Origin of the sequence: Wenzhouxiangella limi, assembly GCF_010499265.1 — a bacterium.
GTDB classification, from domain to species: domain Bacteria; phylum Pseudomonadota; class Gammaproteobacteria; order Xanthomonadales; family Wenzhouxiangellaceae; genus Wenzhouxiangella; species Wenzhouxiangella limi.
The window spans coordinates 1-19679 of record NZ_JAAGSC010000041.1; the positions used below are offsets into that span (position 1 = coordinate 1).

A 19679-nucleotide genomic window follows, 5' to 3' on the forward strand; every position below is an offset into this window, starting at 1 on the left:
TCATTGGAATCAGACATGTTTCCACTCCGTTAGCGCCCTGAATGTTACAGATAAAACCGATCAGGAACTGTTGGACTGGATGTTGACACACAGGGTTGCGCCGCTGGTGCCGCCACCCCAAGTGTCCGACCGAATTCCGCTCGACTCCTTGTCGGGGGCTGTGCGGCCGCTGGTGAATACGTACGCATTGATACGGGGGCAGTCCTTCACGATCGCGGTCGCATGGGTGGCTAGATAAATGTCAATCCGCTGTTTGCTCTTGTTCTCAGTGTTGCGCCAGTAGTCGCCTTCGATGTCGGCCCAGCGGATCATGCCGATCTCGCCGATGCGCTGGCCGGTGCATAGAGCCAGCCGCAGCGCGTGGCCGTAGGGGTAGCCTGCCAGTTCGCACGCTCGCCACAGGATTCGGATTTCGGCCCGGTCTAGCGTCCGTGACCGCTTCAAGGGCTTGGTTGGGTTCTTCAGGCCGACGGCAGGGTTCGCCGGCAGGTCGTACCGATCCAGCGCGTATTGGAACAGTTGCCGGATGATCGATGCCGCTTGATTCGCGCCGGATGCGCTGATTTGGCGCTGCGCATCCAGAAACCGAATCAGGTCGCCACGGGTGATGTCGGCGGCATCGTGCCCTCGGAACGCCTCCACGATCCGCGCCAGCAGATAGGCGTAATTGACGCGGGTGCTTTCGGCCAGCCCGTCGAAATGGTGGCGCTGCCATTCCTCAGCCAACTTCTCGAACAGTCGCTTCTGATCTCGATCTCGGGATGTGCGCTGCTCGGCCCTTTGACGCGCCTGTTCGGCTTTCGGATGCTTGCCAGTGGCGATGGTTTCCTCGATGCGCCCGACCTCTTGGCGGGCATCGGCGATGCCGACCGAGGGCCAGTCGCCCAGCTTTAGACGGCACAGTTTGCCGTCTATCCGGCGGAGGTAATTCCAGACTGCACCGCGTGGCCCGATCCGAAACACCAGCCCTTGTGTCAGGATGTCGCGGTAGTCCGTTTGGGTGTGGTGTTCCTGCCGCAGCAGGGCCTCGATCTTCTTCTGACTGACCTTGATTGCGGGCATCAGTAGGCCTTTCTAGGTAACTTTCTAGGTAACTTTGGCTATGTTACCTGAAGTTAAGGCGTGTTATGGTCTGATGTCAATATTTTGATAAAACCCAATAAATTAAGGATTTGAAGGGCAGTTTCGGGTTATATGTTGTTCGGCTAAGATAAGATGCAGCATCATTTTTGTAATCAGAGGGTCGGGAGTTCGAATCTCTCAGCCGGCACCAGTTCAATCAAGCTTGTTCGCCAGTTTCCGGTCTACGGTTCCGAACGCTTATTTTCCTCATTAACCAAAAGTCTCCGGAACACCAGCAGGACGCCGCCGAGCCCAATCAGCAAAAGCCCGCCCAGCAGAAAAGGCAGCATCCAGAAGGCCATCGACTGATCGGCGGTACCGGCGACAGACCATGCTTCAAATGCATAGAGCCCGATCGCAGTCGTGCCGGCAGCGATCAGTGAACCGCTTATCAGCAACAAGATCCGGGCGCGGAAACTGCGGTCTTGACAAGTCATTACTAGCCCCTGCTGTCGAGATGTGCGGGTACATGTCTTGAGTGCATCGTGGTGATGGTATCCGGGGTCGAAGTGCAGCACCAGCCACAGGGCTCTGGAACTGGATCACCCACTTTGCCGTATCTTATGCAGGCCGAAACGATCAACCCGCGGAGACCGTCGATGAGCGAAATAGCGAGAAAAGCCGTCATCCTGCTCAGCGGCGGGCTGGATTCGGCCACCGCGCTCGCCATGGCCTCGGCCGCCGGCTTCGAGTGTTTCGCCCTGTCGTTTCGCTACGGCCAGCGCCACAGCGTCGAGCTCGATTGCGCACAGCGACTCGCCAAAGCCATGGGTGCCAGGGAGCACCACATCGTCGACTTCGATCTGCGCCATTTCGGCGGCTCGGCGCTGACCAGCGACGTGGAAGTGCCCAAGGGTCGCACCATGGATGACATGGATTACATGAGCGCCGACATTCCGATCACCTACGTGCCGGCGCGCAACACGGTGTTTTTGTCCTTCGGCCTGGCCTGGGCCGAGGTGCTCGAGTCCTTCGACATCTTCATTGGGGTCAATGCGCTGGATTATTCCGGCTACCCCGACTGTCGGCCGGAGTACATCGCCGCCTTCCAGACCATGGCCAACCTGGCGACCCGTTCCGGGGTTGAGGGTCGCGGGGCCCTGACCATCCATACGCCGCTGATCGAACTGACCAAGGGCGAGATCATTGGCAAGGGCGTGGACCTGGGCGTGGACTACGCCATGACCAGCAGTTGCTACGACCCGGACCCGCACGGTCGACCCTGCGGCCAGTGCGACTCCTGCCTGCTGCGCAAGAAGGGTTTTGCCGAGGCCGGCCTGCCGGACCCGCTGTACGTGAAGTTCGGGATGGGCGAATGACGCAAGAAAGGCTGATGCACGCGGCCAGCGTGCCCTTCGAGGCCGCGCGCGAACTCGACATCCTGCCCCAAGGGCACCGCGCCAGAGGCCTTCACGGCCACAGCTTCCGGGCCCGGGTTCGGGCCAGCCTGCCTGAGGACTGGGCGCAGTTCAAAGGGGTTGAGACCGACGATCTGGAGCGCGCCCTGGCCGGGTGCGTGCGAGGCCTCGATTACCGTTACCTGAACGATCAGCTCGCCGTCCCGACCGACGAAAACCTGGCCCGCTGGATTCGCGAGCGCGTCGACATTCCCGGCCTGGACAGCATCGGCATACGGAGTGCCGCCGACCGGGGCGCCGATATCGACCCCCACGGCCAGGTCCATGTCTGGCGCCGGTTTCGGTTCGAGTCCGCCCACCAGCTGCCCAACGTCCCGCCCGGGCATAAATGCGGGCGCATGCACGGTCACGGCTTTGTGGTCGCCGTGCACTGCAAGCAGGGCGAGCACGGGATGGGGATGGATTCCGATCAGCTCGAACGCTGCTGGCAGCCGCTCCACCAAGAACTCGACCACGCCTGCCTGAACGACATCCCGGGATTGGACAATCCCACCAGCGAGCATATCGCCGGCTGGATCTGGCGGCGTTTGCAGCAGACCCTGCCCGATCTGTCCTGGGTCACGGTGTATGAAACCGCGACCGCCGGCTGCAGCCATGACGGCGAGCACTACCGGATCTGGAAGGAAATGAGCCTGGATAGCGCCGTGCGTCTAAACAATGCGCCGCAGGGCGACCGGCGCCGTCGCATTCATGGCCACAGCTTTACCGTTCGACTCCACCTATTGGCAGGGCTGGACCAGGTCATGGGCTGGGTGATGGACTACGGTGACGTCAAGACGCTGTTCCGCCCGGTGTTCGAGCGGCTCGATCACCAGCCGCTGCATGGATTGCCCGACCTCGCCGATACCGATCCGGCCAGCCTGGCGCGCTGGACCCGGCGCGCAATCGGCGACCAGCTGCCGGCGCTGGATCGAATCGACTTCTACCAGACCCCAGGCTGCGGCGCCATCCTGTCCTGGGGCGCGCGGCCCCCGGCCCTGCCGATCTGACGATGACCTACTCGGCCAAGGAAATTTTCTACACCCTGCAGGGGGAGGGCGGCAACGTCGGTCGGGCGGCGGTGTTCCTGCGCTTTGCCGGCTGCAACCTGTGGTCCGGACTGGAGCGCGATCGGGCGGCCGCGGTGTGCAGTTTCTGCGACACCGACTTCGTCGGCACCGACGGCCCGGGCGGCGGCAAGTTCACCAGCTCCGAGGATCTGGCCGAAGCGGTCGCGAGTCACTGGCCGGGCGCGGCCGAGGGTCGAGGTCTGGTGGTGTGCACCGGCGGCGAGCCCTTGCTGCAGCTCGATGAAACGGCGATCGAAGCGCTGCACGCGCGCGGCTTCGAGATCGCCGTGGAGACCAACGGCACCATCGCCGCACCGGCCGGCATCGACTGGCTGTGCGTCAGCCCCAAGGCCAACGCCGAGCTCAAGCAGTCCTCGGGCGATGAGCTCAAGCTGGTCTACCCGCAGCAGCTGGCGCGGCCTGAACAGTTCGAGGGCCTGGACTTTCGCCACTTCCTGCTCCAGCCCATGGACGGGCCGGAGCTGGAACGCAACACCCGCCTGACCATCGAGTACTGCCTCAAGCACCCGCAGTGGCGCTTCAGCCTGCAGACCCACAAGGTGATCGGGGTGCGATAGTGGCCGTCAGCGCTGCGCCAGGCGAAATGCGGCGTCGTGCTTGCCGATATGATGACTTGATGGTGACTCGAATCGAAAGCGGTCTGGCGGTGCTGCAGTCCAATCGGCCCGAAGATCTGCGCCAGCTGCTGGTCTCCCGGCTGGGCCGGGCACCGCTGGCGCCGCTGGAAGACGAGATCATCCTGGTCCAGTCCGGCGGTATCGGCCGCTGGCTGCAGCTGGGCATGGCCGAAAGCGTCGGTGACGACGAGCTGAGCGGCGGGCTGGGCATCAGCGCCAGCGTGCGCACGCTGCTGCCGGCGCGCTTCTTGTGGGAGGCCTACCGCCAGGTGTTGGGCGAGCAGCGCCTGCCCGAGCACTCGCTGTTCGACGCCGAGCGCCTGCGCTGGCTGATCTATCGGCTGCTCGACAGTCTGCTCGGCCGCCCGGGCTTCGAGCCGATCACCGGCTACCTGGCGGTGGAGCCCGGCGATGCCTGGCGCCGCTTTCAGCTCGCCGGGCGTGTGGCCGACCTGTTCGAGGCCTACCAGTTCTTTCGCGCCGACTGGCTGCTGGACTGGGAGGCCGGTCGCGATCGGCTGCGCCTGGCCGGACGCTCCAGCCAGCCGCTGCCGGCCGAGCAGGCCTGGCAGCCGGTGCTGTGGCGGGCCCTGATCGAGCAGGCCGGCGCCGCCGGCGGCCAGCACCGGGCACGCCTGCACGCCGATTTTGTCGCCGCGCTTGAAGACAGCGGGCAAGCGTTTCCAGACCTGCCCCGGCGGGTCAGCGTGTTCGGCATCAGTTCGTTGCCCGAGCAGAGCCTGCGCGCGCTGGCGGCGCTGGCCCGGCGGATCGAGGTCCTGGTCTTCGTCCACAATCCCAGCCGCTATTTCTGGGGCAACCTGGTCGAAGCGCGCGACGACTACCGGCGCTGGAATCCGCGCCATCCGCTCAAGACCGGCATGCCCGACCGGGCGCTGGCCGAGACCGAGATCAGCGACTGGGGCAACCCGCTGCTGGCGTCCTGGGGCAAGCAGGGCCGCGACTTCATCGGCCTGCTCGATCGCATGGACCGGCCCGAGGACTATCGCCACTGGTTCGACGATCGTATCGACCTGTTTTCCGACTTCGCCCGGAACGACCATGCCCCCCTGCTGGCGCAGCTGCAGCAGGATATCCTGGAGCTGGAGCCGCCGCCGTCGCCCGACCGGCGCAGCCAGATCGGGCGCAACGACGAGTCCATCGTTTTCACCATCGCCCACAGCCGCCAGCGCGAGGTCGAGATCCTGCACGATCATCTGCTGGCCGCGTTCGAAGACGACCCCAGGCTGCAGCCGCGCGACGTGATCGTGATGGTGCCCGACATCGAGGACTACGCGCCGCACGTCGAGGCGGTGTTCGGTCGCTTTGCCGGCGGCGAAGGCCAGTCATCGCGCGACGAACGCCAGATACCTTTCTCGATTGCCGATCGCAGCGATCGGGCCGGTTCGTCGCTGCTGCGCGTGGTCGAGGTTCTGCTGAGCCTGCCGCGCTGGCGCTTTACCGCCGCCGAGGTGCTGGACCTGCTGCGCCAGCCCGCGGTGCGCGCGCGCTTCGGGATGCAGGCATCAGATCTGGATCTGGCCGAACGCTGGCTCGACCAGGCCGGCGTGCGCTGGGGCCTGGACGGCGCCCACCGCGATGCGCTGCTGGACATGACTGGCGCGTTCGAGCAAAACAGCTGGCGCTTTGGGCTGGACCGCATGATGCTGGGCTACGCCAGCGGCGACCCCCTCGAGCATGCCGGCATCCTGGCTTTCGATGAAGTCAGCGCCGGCGAGGCGCCCCTGGTCGCGCAGCTGGCCGGGGTGGTCGAGCAGCTGGGCCACTGGCGAACGGTTCTGGACACCCCGGCCACGCCGACCGAGTGGGGCGCGCGCCTGGGCGCCCTGGTCGAGGCGTTCCTGGCGCCGGCGGACGACGAGGAGGCGCTGGCCCGCCACCGCTTCGACGCGGCCGTGACCGAGCTGCTCGACGGCATGCGCCAGGCCGGGCTCGACCAGCCGATCGCGCTGGAGGTGGTCCGCGACGCGCTGCTGGCCAGCCTGGACACGCACGGCCCTTCCAGCCGCTTTCTGGCCGGCCGGGTGAATTTCTGTACCCTGCTGCCGATGCGGGCCATCCCGTTTCGCCGCGTCTGCCTGCTGGGCATGAACGACGGCGAGTATCCGCGCACCCGCAAGCCGGCCGATTTCGACCTGATGGAAGCGCACCGCCGGCCGGGCGATCGCAGCCGGCGTGAAGACGATCGCTACCTGTTTCTCGAGGCTTTGCTGTCGGCGCGCGAACAGCTCTACGTCAGCTGGGTGGGTCGCAGTATTCGCGACAATGCGCCGATTCCGCCCTCGGTGCTGGTCGGGCAGCTGCGCGACGCGATCACGGCCGGCTGGACCCTGGCCACAGGTGTGCAAGAAGAAACCGGGCTGGTCGACCATCTGACCACCGCCCACCCGCTGCAGCCGTTCAGCCGGGAGTATTTCCGCCCCGGCCAGACCCGGCTGATCACCTACGCGCGCGAATGGGGCGAGGTCTGGGACCCGGGGCGCGAGCGCGAAGCGGGTTCGGCCGGGCTGGCGCTGGCGTGGCCTGAGCAGGCAGTGAGGCTGCGCGAGCTGGCGCGGTTTTATCGCCGGCCGGCGTCGGTGCTGGTGCAGCAGCGCCTGCGCGCCCGCCTGCTGCGCAGCGACGATATCGGCGTCATCGCCAGCGACGAGCCGCTGGAGCTCGGCGGCCTGGCGCGCTGGCAGCTGCTCGACGACTTGCTCGCCGCGCTGGCCGAGGGGCCGGACCCGGGCCAACGGCTGGGTCGGTTCCAGCAACAGCTTCGCCAGGCCCGCCTGGCTGGACGGCTGCCGCCGGGGCCGGTCGGCGAGGCGATGGCGACCGAAGCGTTGGAGCAGGCCGACGAGATTGCCCGGCGCTACGTCCAGGCGCTCGACCCGCTCGGGCCGCCGACCGAGGACCTGGCCATCGACCGGGCAGTACACCTTAAGCTAAGCGGCAGCCAGGGCCGGGTTCGAATCGAGGATTGCTTGAGCGGTCTGCGCGCCGACCAGGATGCGGGGCTCAGCCGGGTCTGTCTGCTGGCCAGCGGCATCGGCAATGCCAGCACGCCGGCCTGGGACAAGCTGGCCGGGTACTGGCCCGATCACCTGGCCGCCTGCGCCGCCGGCCAGTCGCTGCGCACCGTGCTGGTCGGCAAGGACAAGACGCTGGCGCTGGAGCCCGTGGAACCCGCGCTGGCCGGCGATTGGCTTGAGCGCCTGGTCGAGTGCTGGCTGGTCGCCCAGACCGGTCCGATCCCGGCCGCGCCGCTGGCTTCCTGTGCCTACCTGAAAGCCTATTACGCTGATCTCGACAAGGCCCGTGAGCCGGGGCTGGAAAAAGCGCTGGACAAGGCAGCGCAGGCCTTTGCGGGCGGGCCGTTCGCGCCAGGCGACCTCGGCAAGGACCCGTCGCTGGCGCGGCTCTACCCCGACTTCGATGCCCTGCTGGCAGACGATGGCGGCGACGCATTCCGGGCCTGGTCGGAGCGTCTTTACGGTCCGCTGGTGCGGGCTTTCCTCGACCAGGGCAAGCGCCGATGAACGCTGCGGCCGCGCATCTGGATCCGCTGCGCTTTCCGCTGCACGGCGTGCGCCTGATCGAGGCCAGCGCCGGCACCGGCAAGACCTGGAGCATCACCGCGCTGTACCTGCGCCTGGTGCTGGGGCACGGCCGGGCGGGCGACGAAGCGCTGACGCCACCCGAAATCCTGGTGCTGACCTTCACCCGGGCGGCCACCCAGGAGCTGCGCGACCGCATCCGCCGGCGGCTGGCCGAAGCCGCCGACGCCTTTCGCACGGGCCACGGCGGCGACGACGAATTTCTGTGCGCGCTGCTGGCCGACTACCCGGATACGGTCGGGCGCGCCGCCTGCGCCCGTCGGCTGCAGGTCGCGGCCGAATGGATGGACGAGGCCGCCGTCCACACCATTCATGCCTGGTGCCAGGGCATGCTGCGCCAGCACGCCTTCGACAGCGGCAGTCTGTTCGAGCAGGAAGTCGACAGCGAAGACCGGGCCCTGTTCGAGCAGGTGGTCAACGACTACTGGCGATGCTTTCTCTACGTTCGCCATCCGCTGGCCCAGTCGCTGCTGGAGCAGCTGCCGTCGCCGCAGGCGTTTTCGAGCGTGCTGCGCCAGCTGCTCACGCCCGGTCTGTCGATTCGCTACCGCGGCCGGGACGTGGCCGGGGTCGCGCCGGGCGCGCTGCTGGCGAAGGCCCAGGCCCACCGCCAGCGCCTGGCCGACCACGACTGTCGAGCGCTGCTCGTCGCCTGGGCTGGAGTCGGTGGCCAGGTGCGCACGGCGCTGGAAAGCGCGCTGAAACAAGGGCACTTTTACGCCGACTCCAACAAGGAGGCGGCGCGCTTCAAGAAGCGCTTCCCGAGCGTGCTGGACGCGCTCGATGCCTGGCGCCCGGGCGATCCGCTGCCGCTCGACCTGGACCTGCTTCATGCCCGCGTCCTGCTGACCGTCAGCAAGAAGAACAAGGCCCCGTCCCACCCCTGGCTGGATCAGCTGAGCGCGGCGCTGGACGCCGCGCCGGCGGCGCCCGAGCTGATGCCCGCGCTGTGGGCGCACGCCGTCGACTGGGTGCGCGCGCGCTACCGGGTCGAAAAGCGTCGCCTCAATCGCCTCGACTTCGACGACCTGCTCACGCAGCTCGATCAGGCGCTCGACGAGGCGCGCGGTCCGGCCCTGCGGCGGCGCATTCTCGAGGCGTTTCCGGTCGCCCTGATCGATGAGTTCCAGGACACCGACCCGGTCCAGTACCGGATCTTCGAGCGCCTCTACCAGCCGGAGCGCGACGATCCGCGCCACGGCCTGTTCATGATAGGCGATCCCAAGCAGTCGATCTACGCCTTTCGCGGCGCCGACATTTATACCTACCTGCGCGCGCGCTCGGCCACCGCCAGCGAGGATCACTTCACCCTGCCGAAAAACCACCGCTCGACCCGGCCCATGGTCGAAGCGGTCAACGCCCTTTTCGCCGCCGGCGACGCCAATAAGCACGGCGTGTTCGGCTTCCGCCGGGGCGATGATGATCCGGTGCCGTTCCTGCCGGTCGCAAGCCGGGATCGCGGCGATCGGCTGCTGATCGACGGCCAGGAGCGCGCCCCGCTGACCTTCTGGCATCAGCCGCCCGAGGGCGACGGCAAGGCGCTGGCCAAAACCGCGCACCGGCCGCGCCTGGCCGAGACCACCGCCGCGCGCATCGCCCGGCTGCTCGACCAGGCCCGCGGTGATCGTTCCACCACCGGGTTTCGGTCCGAAGACGCGACCTGGCAGCCCTTGCGGCCGGCCGACATCGCCATCCTGGTCAATGACCGCCACGATGCGGCCTTGATGCAGCGGGCGCTGCGCCAGTGCGGCGTGGACTGCGTTTACCTGTCCGAGCGCGACTCGGTGTTCGACCAGCCCGAGGCGGTGGACATGCTCGCCATTCTAGAGGCCGCCGCCCAGCCGCTGGACGATCAGCGCGTGCGCAATGCCCTGGCCACCGCCAGCCTGGCGCGGTCGCTGGAAGAACTCGACGGCGTCGGTCGCGACGAGCAGCAGCTGGAAAGCGAGATCGGCCTGTTCGTCCGGCTTGGCCGGATCTGGCGGCAGCAGGGCGTGCTGGCGATGGTGCGTCACTTGCTGGTCGAAAAGTCGATCCCGGCTCGCCTGCTGGCCTCGCGTCGCGGCGGCGAGCGCAGCCTCACCAACCTGCTGCACCTGGCCGAGCTGCTGCAGGCCGAAAGCGACCAGCAGGAGGGGGAGCAGGGATTGATCCAGTGGTTCCAGGTCCAGATCGCGCGCGAGCACCGATCCGACAACGACAGCCAGGTCATTCGCCTGGAAAGCGACGCCGACCTGGTCCGGATCGTGACCGTGCACAAGTCCAAGGGTCTGGAGTTTCCGCTGGTGTTCATCCCGTTTGCCAGCTGTTACAAAACGCCCGGCTCGCCGCCGTTTTTCGAGTACCACGACGCGGCCGGTGACCGCATCGCCGAGCTCGATACCAGCGATGCAGCGGCCAAAGCGGCCGGCGAGTGGGAAGCGCTGCAGGAGCGCGTGCGCCTGTTCTACGTCGCCGTGACCCGGGCCAGCCATGCCTGCTGGGTGGGCGTGGCCGAAATCAGCGGCTGCGGCGATGCCGCACCAAACTACCTGCTGGCCAAGCCCGGCTTGTCGGCCGGCCTCGAGCAATTGGCGAACGCCTCGCCCCGGATCGCGCGGGTCGAGGTCGACGATCAAGTGGTTGGACCGCAGTTGCCCGGTCCGGATGACGGCGGCTTCAGGCCCGAACCGGCGCGCGAATACCGGGGCGCGCCGCGCGAGAACTGGTGGGTGGCCAGCTACTCGGCCCTGCGCCACGGCGCGGGTGCCGCCAGCGGACCCGAAGAAGCTCAGACCCCGATAGAATCCAACCTTGCCGAGATGGTGCGCGAGCAGCGCGAGCAAGCCGATCGCCCCGAGCTGCCCGCGCGCGAACCCCGGGCCGGCACGATCCACGCCTTCCCGCGCGGCGCCACCCCCGGCAATTTCCTACACCTGCTGCTGGAGTGGGCCGCCGATCAGGGCTTCGCCGAGGTGCTGGAGCGGCCGCAGGCGGTGCGCGAGCACCTCGGCCATCAGCTGAAACGACGCGGCTGGTCGGGCTGGACAGAAACCCTGGAACAGTGGCTGCGCAGCCAGATCGAGGCGCCGATCGCGCTGGGACAATCCAGTCTGCGCCTGCGCGATCTTGAGCGCCGGCCGGCGAGGTATCGACCGGAGCTCGAGTTCTGGCTGGCCGCCGATCAGGTGGATGCTGCCGCCGTCGATGCCCTGGTCAGCCGCCACACCCTGGGCGGCCGTCCCCGAATCCCGTTTGAGCCGCGCGAGCTCAACGGCATGCTGCACGGTTTCATCGACCTGGTCTTCGAGCACCAGGGGCGCTGGTATGTCGCCGATTACAAGTCCAACTGGCTGGGGCCCGACGCCTGTGATTACACCATCGAAAACATGACCGAGACCGTGCAAACGCGCCGCTACGACATGCAGTACGCGCTCTATACCCTGGCCCTGCACCGTCTGCTCAAGCATCGGCTGGGGGCGAGTTACCGGCCCGGGCAGCAACTCGGCGGCGCGGTCTATCTGTTCCTCAGGGGCTGCGAAAATCCGACCACCCGGGGCGTGTTCTTCGAGCCGGCCAGCCCGGCGCTGGTGGCGACACTGGACCGCCTGTTCGCCGGCGAGGGGGCAGACGATGCCGGCTGAGGACCTGCAGGCCGACCTGGCGCTGTGGCGCGAGCTGGGCTGGATCCGGCGGCTGGAGGAAGAGTTCGCCCGCTTCCTCTGGCGGCTGCAGCCGGAGGCCGACGAGCGGGTCGTGCTGGCCGCAGCGCTGGCCAGCCACCAGCTGGGCCGCGGCCACGTCGCCCTGCCGCTGGATGCCTGGCTGGCCGACCCGCAGGGCTTTCTGGCGCTGCCGCCGCATCACCATGAACCGGCTTCGACGCTGGCCGAGCCGGCCCGCAGGCACCAGCAGGGCCTGGAGGCGCTGCGGCGTCGCCTGCAGGCATTGACCGTCGCCGACCTGGCCGAGCGCCTGGCCGCTTCAGGCCTGGTCGATGCCGGCCCCGGCACGGCGCCGCTGGTCTTTGATCGCGCGCATCTCTACCTGCGCCGCACCTGGCAGGCCGAAACCGCCATCGTTGCCTCGATCGCCCGGCGCGCGGCGGCCGGCGCTCCGTTGGTGGCGGCCGCAGAGGTCCGATCGGCCATCGACGAGATCTTTGCGCCGGCCGGCGACCCCGTACCGGGCAGCGCCTCTGGGCCGGATTGGCAGAAATTCGCCGCCGCGCTGGCGGTGCGCAGTCCGTTTACCATCGTCACCGGCGGCCCCGGCACCGGCAAGACCTGGACCGCGGTACGCATCATCGCCCTGCTCCAGCGCCTGCATCGCAAGCATTTCGACCAGCCGCTGCGGATTCGCCTGGCCGCGCCCACCGGCAAGGCCGCCCAGCGCCTGACCGAGTCGATTTCGGCCGGCTGGCTGGCCCTGCAGAACGCCCAGGGCCTGGATGCCGCGGGCGCGCCGGAACCGGCTTCGACCCTGCACCGCCTGCTCGGCAGCCAGTACCACACGCGCCGTTTCCGCCACGACCGGACCCACCTCTTGGCGGCCGACGTGGTCATCGTCGACGAGGCCAGCATGATCGACCAGGAGCTCATGCAAAGCCTGCTCGATGCGCTCCATCCGGCAACCCGGCTGGTGCTGCTCGGCGACAAGAACCAGCTGGCCTCGGTCGAGGCCGGCTCGGTCTTCGGCGACCTGTGCCGCGGCGCCGAGCAGCTGGACTATAGTCAGGGGATGAACGACTGGCTGGTCCAGGTTTTGGGCCATCGGGCCGGTCCCGACGGCGAAGGCGGGCTGGCCGACCAGCGCGTCATGCTGCGCCGCAACCGGCGCTCCACGCCCGGCATCGGGGAACTGGCCGAGGCGGTCAACGCCGGCGATGCCGATCGAGCGATGCAGCTGCTGCGCGACCCCGAGCGCGCCGAACTGGCGTGGGCCGATGGCATCGAGGAGCCCGACGACAGGCTCTGGGACTTGCTCGGCAACGCTTACCTGGCCTATCTGGAAGCGATCGAACAATCCCGGCCGACGGGTGACCAGCCGGGTCAGGGCGAGATCGATGGCTGGGCCCGGTCCGCTCTGGCGGCCTATGGGCGTTTCCAGGTGCTCACCGCGCTGCGGGAAGGGCCGTGGGGCGTGACCGGCATCAACCGCGGCATTGGCGAGTGGCTGGACCGGGTCAAGAGCGGCGGGCCAGCGGCCGCCGGCGCGGGCGAATGGTTCCACGGCCGGCCGGTCATGATCACCCGCAACGACTACGCGACCGGCCTGATGAACGGCGACATCGGCCTGTGCCTGGCGCTGCCGCACGCCGGCCAAACGCGGCTGCGCGTGGTCTTCCCCAAGGCCGATCACAGCCTGCTCTACCTCAGCCCCGGCCGGGTGCGCGAGGCCCAGACCGCCTGGGCGATCACCGTGCACAAGGCCCAGGGCAGCGAGTTCGATCGTGCGGTGCTGGTTCTGCCCGGGCAGTCCAGCCCGGTGCTGACCAGAGAGCTGATCTACACCGGCCTGACCCGGGCCCGCGACGATTTCACCCTGGTGGCGCCCAGCGCGAGCGTGTTCGCTCAGGCCGTTGGCCAGCGCACCCGGCGCTCGTCGGCGCTGGCCGACCGGCTGGGCCTGCGCGTTTAGTGGGCCAGGCGTCGAATCTGCGAGATTAGACGACGCTGTGGTTCAGTCGGTCAGCCCCATCCGGCGCAGAACCGCCTCCAGGCGCTGGTGGCTGTCCTGGTTCAGCGGCGCCAGCGGGCTGCGCACGCTGCCGGCGGGGATGCCGCACAGGTTCATCGCCGCCTTGATCGGCACCGGGTTGGTTTCGATGAAGGCGGCCTGGAACAGCGGCAGCAGCTCGTAGTGAATCGCGCGGGCGGCGGCAAAGTCGCTGCCGGCGGCGGCTTCAACCAGGGCCACCATGCGCTCGGGCACCAGGTTCGACACCACCGAGATCACGCCGTGACCGCCGATGCTCATCAGCGGCAGGGTCAGCGCGTCGTCGCCGGAGAGCACGTAGAACGGCCGTTCGCGCTGCATGGCGATGCGAGCGATAACGTCGGCCATCTGGCCCAGGTCGCCCGAGGCTTCCTTGACCGCCACGATGTTGGGCAACTGGGCAATCTCGGCCAGAGTGTCGGTTTCGACGTTGACGGCCGTGCGGCCCTTGATGTTGTAGACGATGACCGGCAGCGCGGTGGCTTCGCTGATGTCGCGGTAGTAGCGCACCAGGCCCGCCTGGCTGGGCTTGTTGTAGTACGGGGTAACGATCAGTGCGCCGTCGGCGCCGGCTTTTTCGGCCTCGCGCGTGGTCCGAATGGCCTGGGCGGTGTTGTTCGATCCGGTGCCGGCCCAGACCTGGACGCGCCCGGCGACGCGCTCGACCGTGTGGCGAATGACGCCGTCGTGCTCGGCGTTGAACATGGTCGGTGATTCGCCGGTGGTCCCCATGGGCACCACGCCGGCCACCCCGGCCGCGATCTGGCGCTCGAGGATTTCATCCAGGGCGTCGTAGTCGATCTGCCCGGCTTCGTCGAGCGGCGTGACCAGCGCGGTGTGGACTCCTGTCAGCTTCAAGTGATCGCTCCTTGTGGTGTTATCGGGCCGAGAAGGCGTATCGGCGATTGTACAGAGATCAATGCCCGGCCCCTTTAAATCAGCCCGACAGCGGCTTATTCAGGGGCTCGGCAGCACGCGCGGGCTGAATGGGCCGAAATCCGGGCGGCTGTCGCTGGCTCGACCGGCCAGGAACTCCGCCAGCGCGTCGCGATCCAGCGGCCCGATCTCCTCGCGCGGCAGATCGGCAAGCAGGCCGTAGCCGTCGCCGCCTTCGGCCAGGAACAGCGGTACGGCCAGGGTCAGTACCTGGTCGGCGCTGATCGCGCTGCCCTTGTGCTCCAGCGATTGAATGCGCGTTCCCGGCGGCGCCTCGGGATCGAAGCGCACGCTCAGCCCGCTGACCAGCGGATAGGCGTTGCGCGCCGTCGGGTGGCCGGCCAGGGCCTGCTCCATCAGCGCGCGAAGCTCGGCGCCGGTCGCGCGCAGGCGGACCAGCCGGTTGTCGAACGGCAGCACGGCGGCGACGTCGGCCAGGGTCAGCGCCGGTGGCTCGGCAACCAGGTCGGCGCGCAGCCCGCCGGCGCTTGCGAAGCCGATATCGCTGTCCAGGGCGTGGCGGAAGGCGTCGGCGACCAGGTGGCCCAGGCGCGTGTCTTGGCCGCGGGCCGCCTCGCGCGACAGTCGCCAGCCCTGCTCGACGGCCAGCACCGGCTCGGCCAGGCGCTGCTCCAGCAGGGCGGTGTAGCGGTCGCGCATCTTGGCAAGCGCCGGCTGTTCGGGTGCCGAGGCATCGACCGGGATCACGCTCAGCCGCCAGTCATTCTCCTCAGGCCCCAGCCACTGGGCTCGGATCAGGCTGGAGATATTGCCGGCCGAGCGGGCCAGGTAGCTGCCGGCCAGGTAGTCGATGCGCGAGACGGTTTCGGAAGTTTCTTCGCCCAGCACCAGGTCGATGCCGGGCACCTGCCGGACCATGTCCAGGTCTTGCTCGGCCGTTTGCTGGGTCAGGGCGACGATCAGCTGCGCGCCGGCGTTGTCCAGTGCGGCCACGGCCGAGCGGGCGGAGGCGACCACGTCCTGCTCCAGCACCCGGCCTTCATGGCGGGTGGTGGCCATGGCGGTGGTGATGCCGAACACGCCGACGCGCACATCGCCCGCCTTGAGGATCCGGAACCGCTCCAGTCCGTGAAACGCGCGGCCGTCGGTCTCGGTCAGGTTGGCCGTAACCCAGGAAAAATCCGACCGATCGACCAGCCGCCGGGCCTGGTCCACGCCATGGTCGAACTCGTGCTGGCCGAAACTGGCCGCGTCGATGCCGATGGCGTTCATGGCCTCGACCATGGGCTCACCGCGCATCAGCCCGAACAGGGTCCCGCCGGCCAGGTCGCCGCCGAACAGAACCAGGACGTCTGACTCGCGCGAGCGTTCGGCCTCGATCAGGCCGGCCAGCCGGGCCACGCCGCCACGCACCCCGCCGTCGACCGGCGCGATCTCGTGGGCGTCGTTGAAGTACAGGATGGTCAGCGCAACGGCCGGGCTGGACGCAAAAAGCGCCACGGCAAGCAGGGCGATCAAACTTGATCTGCCGGAAAATCTCATGCCAGCCCGGTTCCCCTGATGGGTCCGGGGTCTGGATAGCCAATGCGCCGCCTGACCCACTAGGCGACCCGTTCCAGCACCCTCGACGCGGCCGGATCACCGAACCATTCCATGACCAGATCGAGCTGGGCAGGGGCCGATTCAAGACGATTGAACACCGCGCGCAGGCGCTCATGTCCCGGCGTGCCCCGGGCGTACCAGCCCAGGTGCTTGCGCGCGATACGAACGCCGGCCGCTTCGCCGTAGAAGTCGTGCAACGCCTGCAGGTGTCCCAGAAGGATGTCGCGCACCTCGATCGGGGAGGGCGGTGCCGTGTGTTCGCCGGTGTCGAGGTAGTGCCGGATCTCGCGAAAAATCCAGGGCCGGCCCTGCGCGGCCCGGCCGATCAGGAGGCCATCGGCGTCGGTGTAGTCGAGAACGAAACGGGCTTTTTGCGGCGAGTCGATGTCGCCGTTGGCCAGCACCGGAATGTTCAGGCTTTGCTTGATCCGGGCGATGGTGTCGTACTCGGCACAGCCTTCGTATTTCTGATCGCGGGTGCGCCCGTGGACGGCCAGGGTATGAATGCCGCAGTCTTCGGCTATACGGGCGATGACCGGCCCGTTGCGCTGATCGCGATCCCAGCCGGTTCGAATCTTGAGCGTCACCGGCACGTCGACCGCGGCCACGACGGCGCGCAGGATGCGCTCGACCAGGCCCTCGTCGCGCATCAGGGCCGAGCCGGCCCAGGCCTTGCAGACCTTCTTGGCCGGGCAGCCCATATTGATGTCGATGATGTGCGCGCCTTGGGCGACGTTGTGGCGGGCGGCCTCGGCCATCTGTTCCGGGGCAGTGCCGGCGATCTGGACGCTGACCGGTTCCGGCTCCCCGACATGATCCATGCGCTGGAGCGACTTGCGCGTATGCCACAGCGAAGCATCGGATGTGGTCATTTCCGAGACCGCCAGGTCGGCGCCCATGCGCTTGCACAACTGCCGGAAGGGTTTGTCGGTGACCCCGGCCATTGGCGCCAGGCCCAGTAGAAACTTTCGGTCGCCGATCATGGTCTTGGAATCATCGCCAGACGATTTGTCATTTATCAGGTCATTTCGCGTTGTAAACGCTTGATGCGAGCTGTTGGCTCGATGAATTTCATGGTACCTTGATCGCCAGGCAAGGGGTGGTAAGGCCGGCTCGGGTGAGGCATTGCTCGAACCGATGCCCGGGGTACAGTGAGCCGGGGAGTCGAGTCATGGTGCAGGATCAGGAACGTCGAAGCTTTCATCGTTTCCCTTTTGAAGGTCGGGGGCTGCTCAGCGTGGGCAACGTGCAGCGAGTGCACTGCGGCGTGATCGATGTTTCGATTAATGGAGCCCTGCTCGAGCTTCAAGAACCGGTCGAGTTCGGCACGGGGGCATCCGGTGAGCTGGGGCTGATTCTGCGCGGTCGAATCCGCCAGTCCCAGGTAGACCTGGAATTTTCGATCGAAGTGGTCTGGCAGAAAGACCAGGTGCTCGGCTGTCGATTTATGCGGGTCGACCCCGAGACCTTCGAGCAGCTGAAGATTTTCGTTGCCGACAACCTGGGCGATACAGCCTTGCTGGACCGCGAGCTCACCAAGCTGGGTTACTGGCCCGGTGTGGGACCTTCTTCTGTCGCCTGACTAAGGCCCAGCCAATCCGCCAGTTGCTGCTGGAGCGCATCCAGACCCTGTCCTGACGTGGCCGAGAAGGCCTGCACGCCCACGCGCGGGTCCACCTTTCTCCCAATCTGCATCAGGGTTTCGCTCTGTTTGCCGCGACCGAGCTTGTCGGCCTTGGTCAGCACCAGATGCAGTGCCAGCCCCCGGCTGCCGGCCCACTCGATGAGTTCGATGTCGCTGTCTTTGAGCGGATGGCGGATGTCCATGACCACGACGATGCCGACCAGGGACTTGCGGCGTTCCAGATAGGTTTGAATGAGGCCGCGCCAGTGGCGCTTCAAATCGCCGGCCACCTTGGCATAACCGTAACCAGGCAGGTCGACCAGGTGACGGTTGGGGTCAAGCTGAAAAAAGACCAGTTGGCGTGTGCGGCCGGGCGTTTTGCTGGTTCTGGCGAGGCTGTTGTGACCGCACAAGCGGTTGATCAGACTTGACTTGCCGGCGTTGGAGCGGCCCGCGATGGCCACCTCCACACCCTGGTCGGGCGGCAACTGCGACAGGTTGTGGATGCTGTCCAGGTACACTGCGCGGCGAAATATGGCCACAGGCTGGCTCATCGACTGGATCAGCTCCGGCTAAACAGGCGATAATATCAGGTTGTTGACTTTGCTGAATGGAGATTCACGGGCATGCTTCGAGTGTGGATGATGCTGCTGATTCTGGCCCCGGCTGCGGTGTGGGCGGTGGGCGATCCGGAACGCGGCGCCGAGCTGGCGGAAGCCTGTGCGGCCTGTCACGGACAGGATGGCAACAGTTCTGTCTCCGACTGGCCGAAAATTGCCGGCCAGCATCCCGACTACGCTGCGCGCCAGTCCCGGCTGATTCGAGAGCAGATTCGCGACGTACCCGAGATGTATCCGATGGTCATGAACCTCAGCGACCAGGATCTCCAGGACATCGCCGCGCACTATGCTGAGTTTGATGTCGAGCCCGGGGTGGCCGACGAAGAATTGGTCGAGCGCGGCCAGACGCTGTTTCAGGCAGGAGATCTGCAGGCGGGGATTCCGTCCTGTTCCGGCTGCCATGGTCCGGCCGGCGATGGCATTCCGGGGGCCCATTATCCCCAGCTCCGCGGTCAGCACGCCGACTACACCGCAGACAGGTTGCAGCGGTATCGGTCCGGAGAGAACTACGGGGACGATGACCCCTACAGCCACATCATGACCGCGGTGGCGCGCAACCTGACCGATGCCGATATCCAGGCGCTCAGCTCCTACATCGAGGGCCTGTATCCGGCCCGCTTTGCCGAGGGGACGTCCCGCTGAGGGGAACTGAAGTCGCCCGGGCCGGTCTGTAGCCCCGTCCTCTGACATATCCCATCGCAGGAAACAATGACAATGAGCAGATTGAACCACATCACCCTGTTTTTCGGCTGCCTGGTCTGGCTGGGCCTGTCCGGCAGTGTCGCGGCCCAGACGTTCGAGGAGGGTACGCATTTCCACGCCATTGGCTCGCCGGCGACGCCGCCGTCTGACCGGGTCGAAGTGGTGGAAGCTTTCGCCTATCCTTGCCCGGCGTGCCGCAACTTCATGCCGATCATTGCCGAGTGGGCCACCGGGCTTCCGGATCACGTCAGTCTGAGCCACCTGCCGGTTGGCCTGCAGCCGGGCTGGGAAGTTTTCGCCCGGGCGTACTACACGGCCGACGTGCTGGGGCTGGGCCAGGACGCGCACGAAGCGATGTTCCGAGCGCTTCACGACGAGCGGCGGCAGTTTCGGAGCATCGAGGACATCGCCGAGGTTTACACCGAGTTTGGCGTCGAGGTCGAGGAATTCGTCAACACGTCGCAGTCGTTTGCCGTGGATGGCCGTATGCGCCGAAACCGCAACGACATCATGGGTTTCGGCGTGCGCGGGACACCGACCATGATCGTGCAGGGCAAGTGGCGGCTGAGTCCGACGGACTTCAACAGCTACCAGGAGCTGCTGGCCGCGGTCGATTACCTGATCGAACGTGAATCCGAAGCCCTGGAGCAGTCCGGCAACGGAAGCGCGGACACCCAGTAGTTGCCC

15 protein-coding genes are annotated in these 19679 nt (G+C 67.1%); 9 read left to right on the top strand and 6 right to left on the bottom strand.

What is annotated here, in order from left to right:
* Window positions 1-60: 60 nt before the first annotated feature.
* Together G3I74_RS08740 and G3I74_RS08745 are read right to left on the bottom strand one after the other, a co-directional pair.
* Window positions 61-1062 carry a tyrosine-type recombinase/integrase gene (locus G3I74_RS08740; RefSeq protein ID WP_164211219.1) on the bottom strand — a complete coding sequence of 334 codons (1002 nt, stop codon included), beginning with the start codon at window positions 1060-1062 and terminating at the stop codon, window positions 61-63.
* A 242-nt stretch (window positions 1063-1304) separates the two neighbouring features.
* A complete protein-coding gene (locus G3I74_RS08745; protein ID WP_164211220.1) occupies window positions 1305-1559 on the bottom strand; it encodes a hypothetical protein in 255 nt (84 codons plus the stop codon).
* Between the two features lie 162 nt (window positions 1560-1721).
* Between G3I74_RS08745 and queC the strand changes: the two genes are divergently transcribed.
* The 6 genes from queC to recD are packed head-to-tail and all read left to right on the top strand — an operon-like array spanning window position 1722 to window position 13469.
* Window positions 1722-2441 (top strand): 7-cyano-7-deazaguanine synthase QueC, encoded by a 720-nt coding sequence (gene queC / locus G3I74_RS08750; protein ID WP_164211221.1) that lies wholly within the window; start codon window positions 1722-1724, stop codon window positions 2439-2441.
* Entirely contained in the window at window positions 2438-3529 is a 1092-nt protein-coding gene (locus G3I74_RS16325; RefSeq protein WP_164211222.1) for a 6-carboxytetrahydropterin synthase, read from the top strand. The genes queC and G3I74_RS16325 overlap by 4 nt, the downstream gene beginning before the upstream one ends.
* A gap of 2 nt (window positions 3530-3531) precedes the next feature.
* Complete coding sequence (gene queE / locus G3I74_RS08760) at window positions 3532-4167, top strand: 7-carboxy-7-deazaguanine synthase (protein ID WP_164211223.1); 636 nt, start codon at window positions 3532-3534, stop codon at window positions 4165-4167.
* Between the two features lie 59 nt (window positions 4168-4226).
* Entirely contained in the window at window positions 4227-7772 is a 3546-nt protein-coding gene (recC, locus tag G3I74_RS08765) for an exodeoxyribonuclease V subunit gamma (RefSeq protein WP_164211224.1), read from the top strand.
* A complete protein-coding gene (recB, locus tag G3I74_RS08770) occupies window positions 7769-11473 on the top strand; it encodes an exodeoxyribonuclease V subunit beta (RefSeq protein ID WP_164211225.1) in 3705 nt (1234 codons plus the stop codon). Before recC ends, recB begins: the two co-directional genes overlap by 4 nt.
* Window positions 11463-13469 carry an exodeoxyribonuclease V subunit alpha gene (gene recD, locus G3I74_RS08775; RefSeq protein WP_164211226.1) on the top strand — a complete coding sequence of 669 codons (2007 nt, stop codon included), beginning with the start codon at window positions 11463-11465 and terminating at the stop codon, window positions 13467-13469. Before recB ends, recD begins: the two co-directional genes overlap by 11 nt.
* A gap of 42 nt (window positions 13470-13511) precedes the next feature.
* Here the strand turns inward: recD and dapA are convergent, their stop codons facing one another.
* The 3 genes from dapA to dusB all read right to left on the bottom strand — a co-directional run bounded on the left by dapA (window position 13512) and on the right by dusB (window position 17029).
* Window positions 13512-14405: a 4-hydroxy-tetrahydrodipicolinate synthase gene (gene dapA, locus G3I74_RS08780; protein WP_164211227.1), complete on the bottom strand. Its 894-nt coding sequence runs from the start codon at window positions 14403-14405 to the stop codon at window positions 13512-13514.
* A 99-nt stretch (window positions 14406-14504) separates the two neighbouring features.
* Window positions 14505-15986 (bottom strand): bifunctional metallophosphatase/5'-nucleotidase, encoded by a 1482-nt coding sequence (locus G3I74_RS08785; protein ID WP_164211228.1) that lies wholly within the window; start codon window positions 15984-15986, stop codon window positions 14505-14507.
* 59 nt (window positions 15987-16045) lie between these two features.
* Window positions 16046-17029: a tRNA dihydrouridine synthase DusB gene (dusB, locus tag G3I74_RS08790; RefSeq protein ID WP_164211229.1), complete on the bottom strand. Its 984-nt coding sequence runs from the start codon at window positions 17027-17029 to the stop codon at window positions 16046-16048.
* A 188-nt stretch (window positions 17030-17217) separates the two neighbouring features.
* Here dusB and G3I74_RS08795 point away from each other — a divergent pair, with 188 nt between their 5' ends.
* Entirely contained in the window at window positions 17218-17628 is a 411-nt protein-coding gene (locus G3I74_RS08795; protein WP_164211230.1) for a PilZ domain-containing protein, read from the top strand.
* Here the strand turns inward: G3I74_RS08795 and yihA are convergent.
* Window positions 17592-18224, bottom strand: a complete 633-nt coding sequence (gene yihA / locus G3I74_RS08800) for a ribosome biogenesis GTP-binding protein YihA/YsxC (protein WP_164211231.1) — start codon at window positions 18222-18224, stop codon at window positions 17592-17594. The two genes, G3I74_RS08795 and yihA, sit on opposite strands and share 37 nt — an antisense overlap.
* A 72-nt stretch (window positions 18225-18296) precedes the next feature.
* Between yihA and G3I74_RS08805 the strand changes: the two genes are divergently transcribed.
* Together G3I74_RS08805 and G3I74_RS08810 are read left to right on the top strand one after the other, a co-directional pair.
* A complete protein-coding gene (locus G3I74_RS08805) occupies window positions 18297-18932 on the top strand; it encodes a c-type cytochrome (RefSeq protein WP_164211232.1) in 636 nt (211 codons plus the stop codon).
* A gap of 72 nt (window positions 18933-19004) precedes the next feature.
* Window positions 19005-19673, top strand: coding sequence for a thiol:disulfide interchange protein DsbA/DsbL (locus tag G3I74_RS08810; protein ID WP_164211233.1), 669 nt, complete (start codon window positions 19005-19007; stop codon window positions 19671-19673).
* Window positions 19674-19679: the final 6 nt, after the last annotated feature.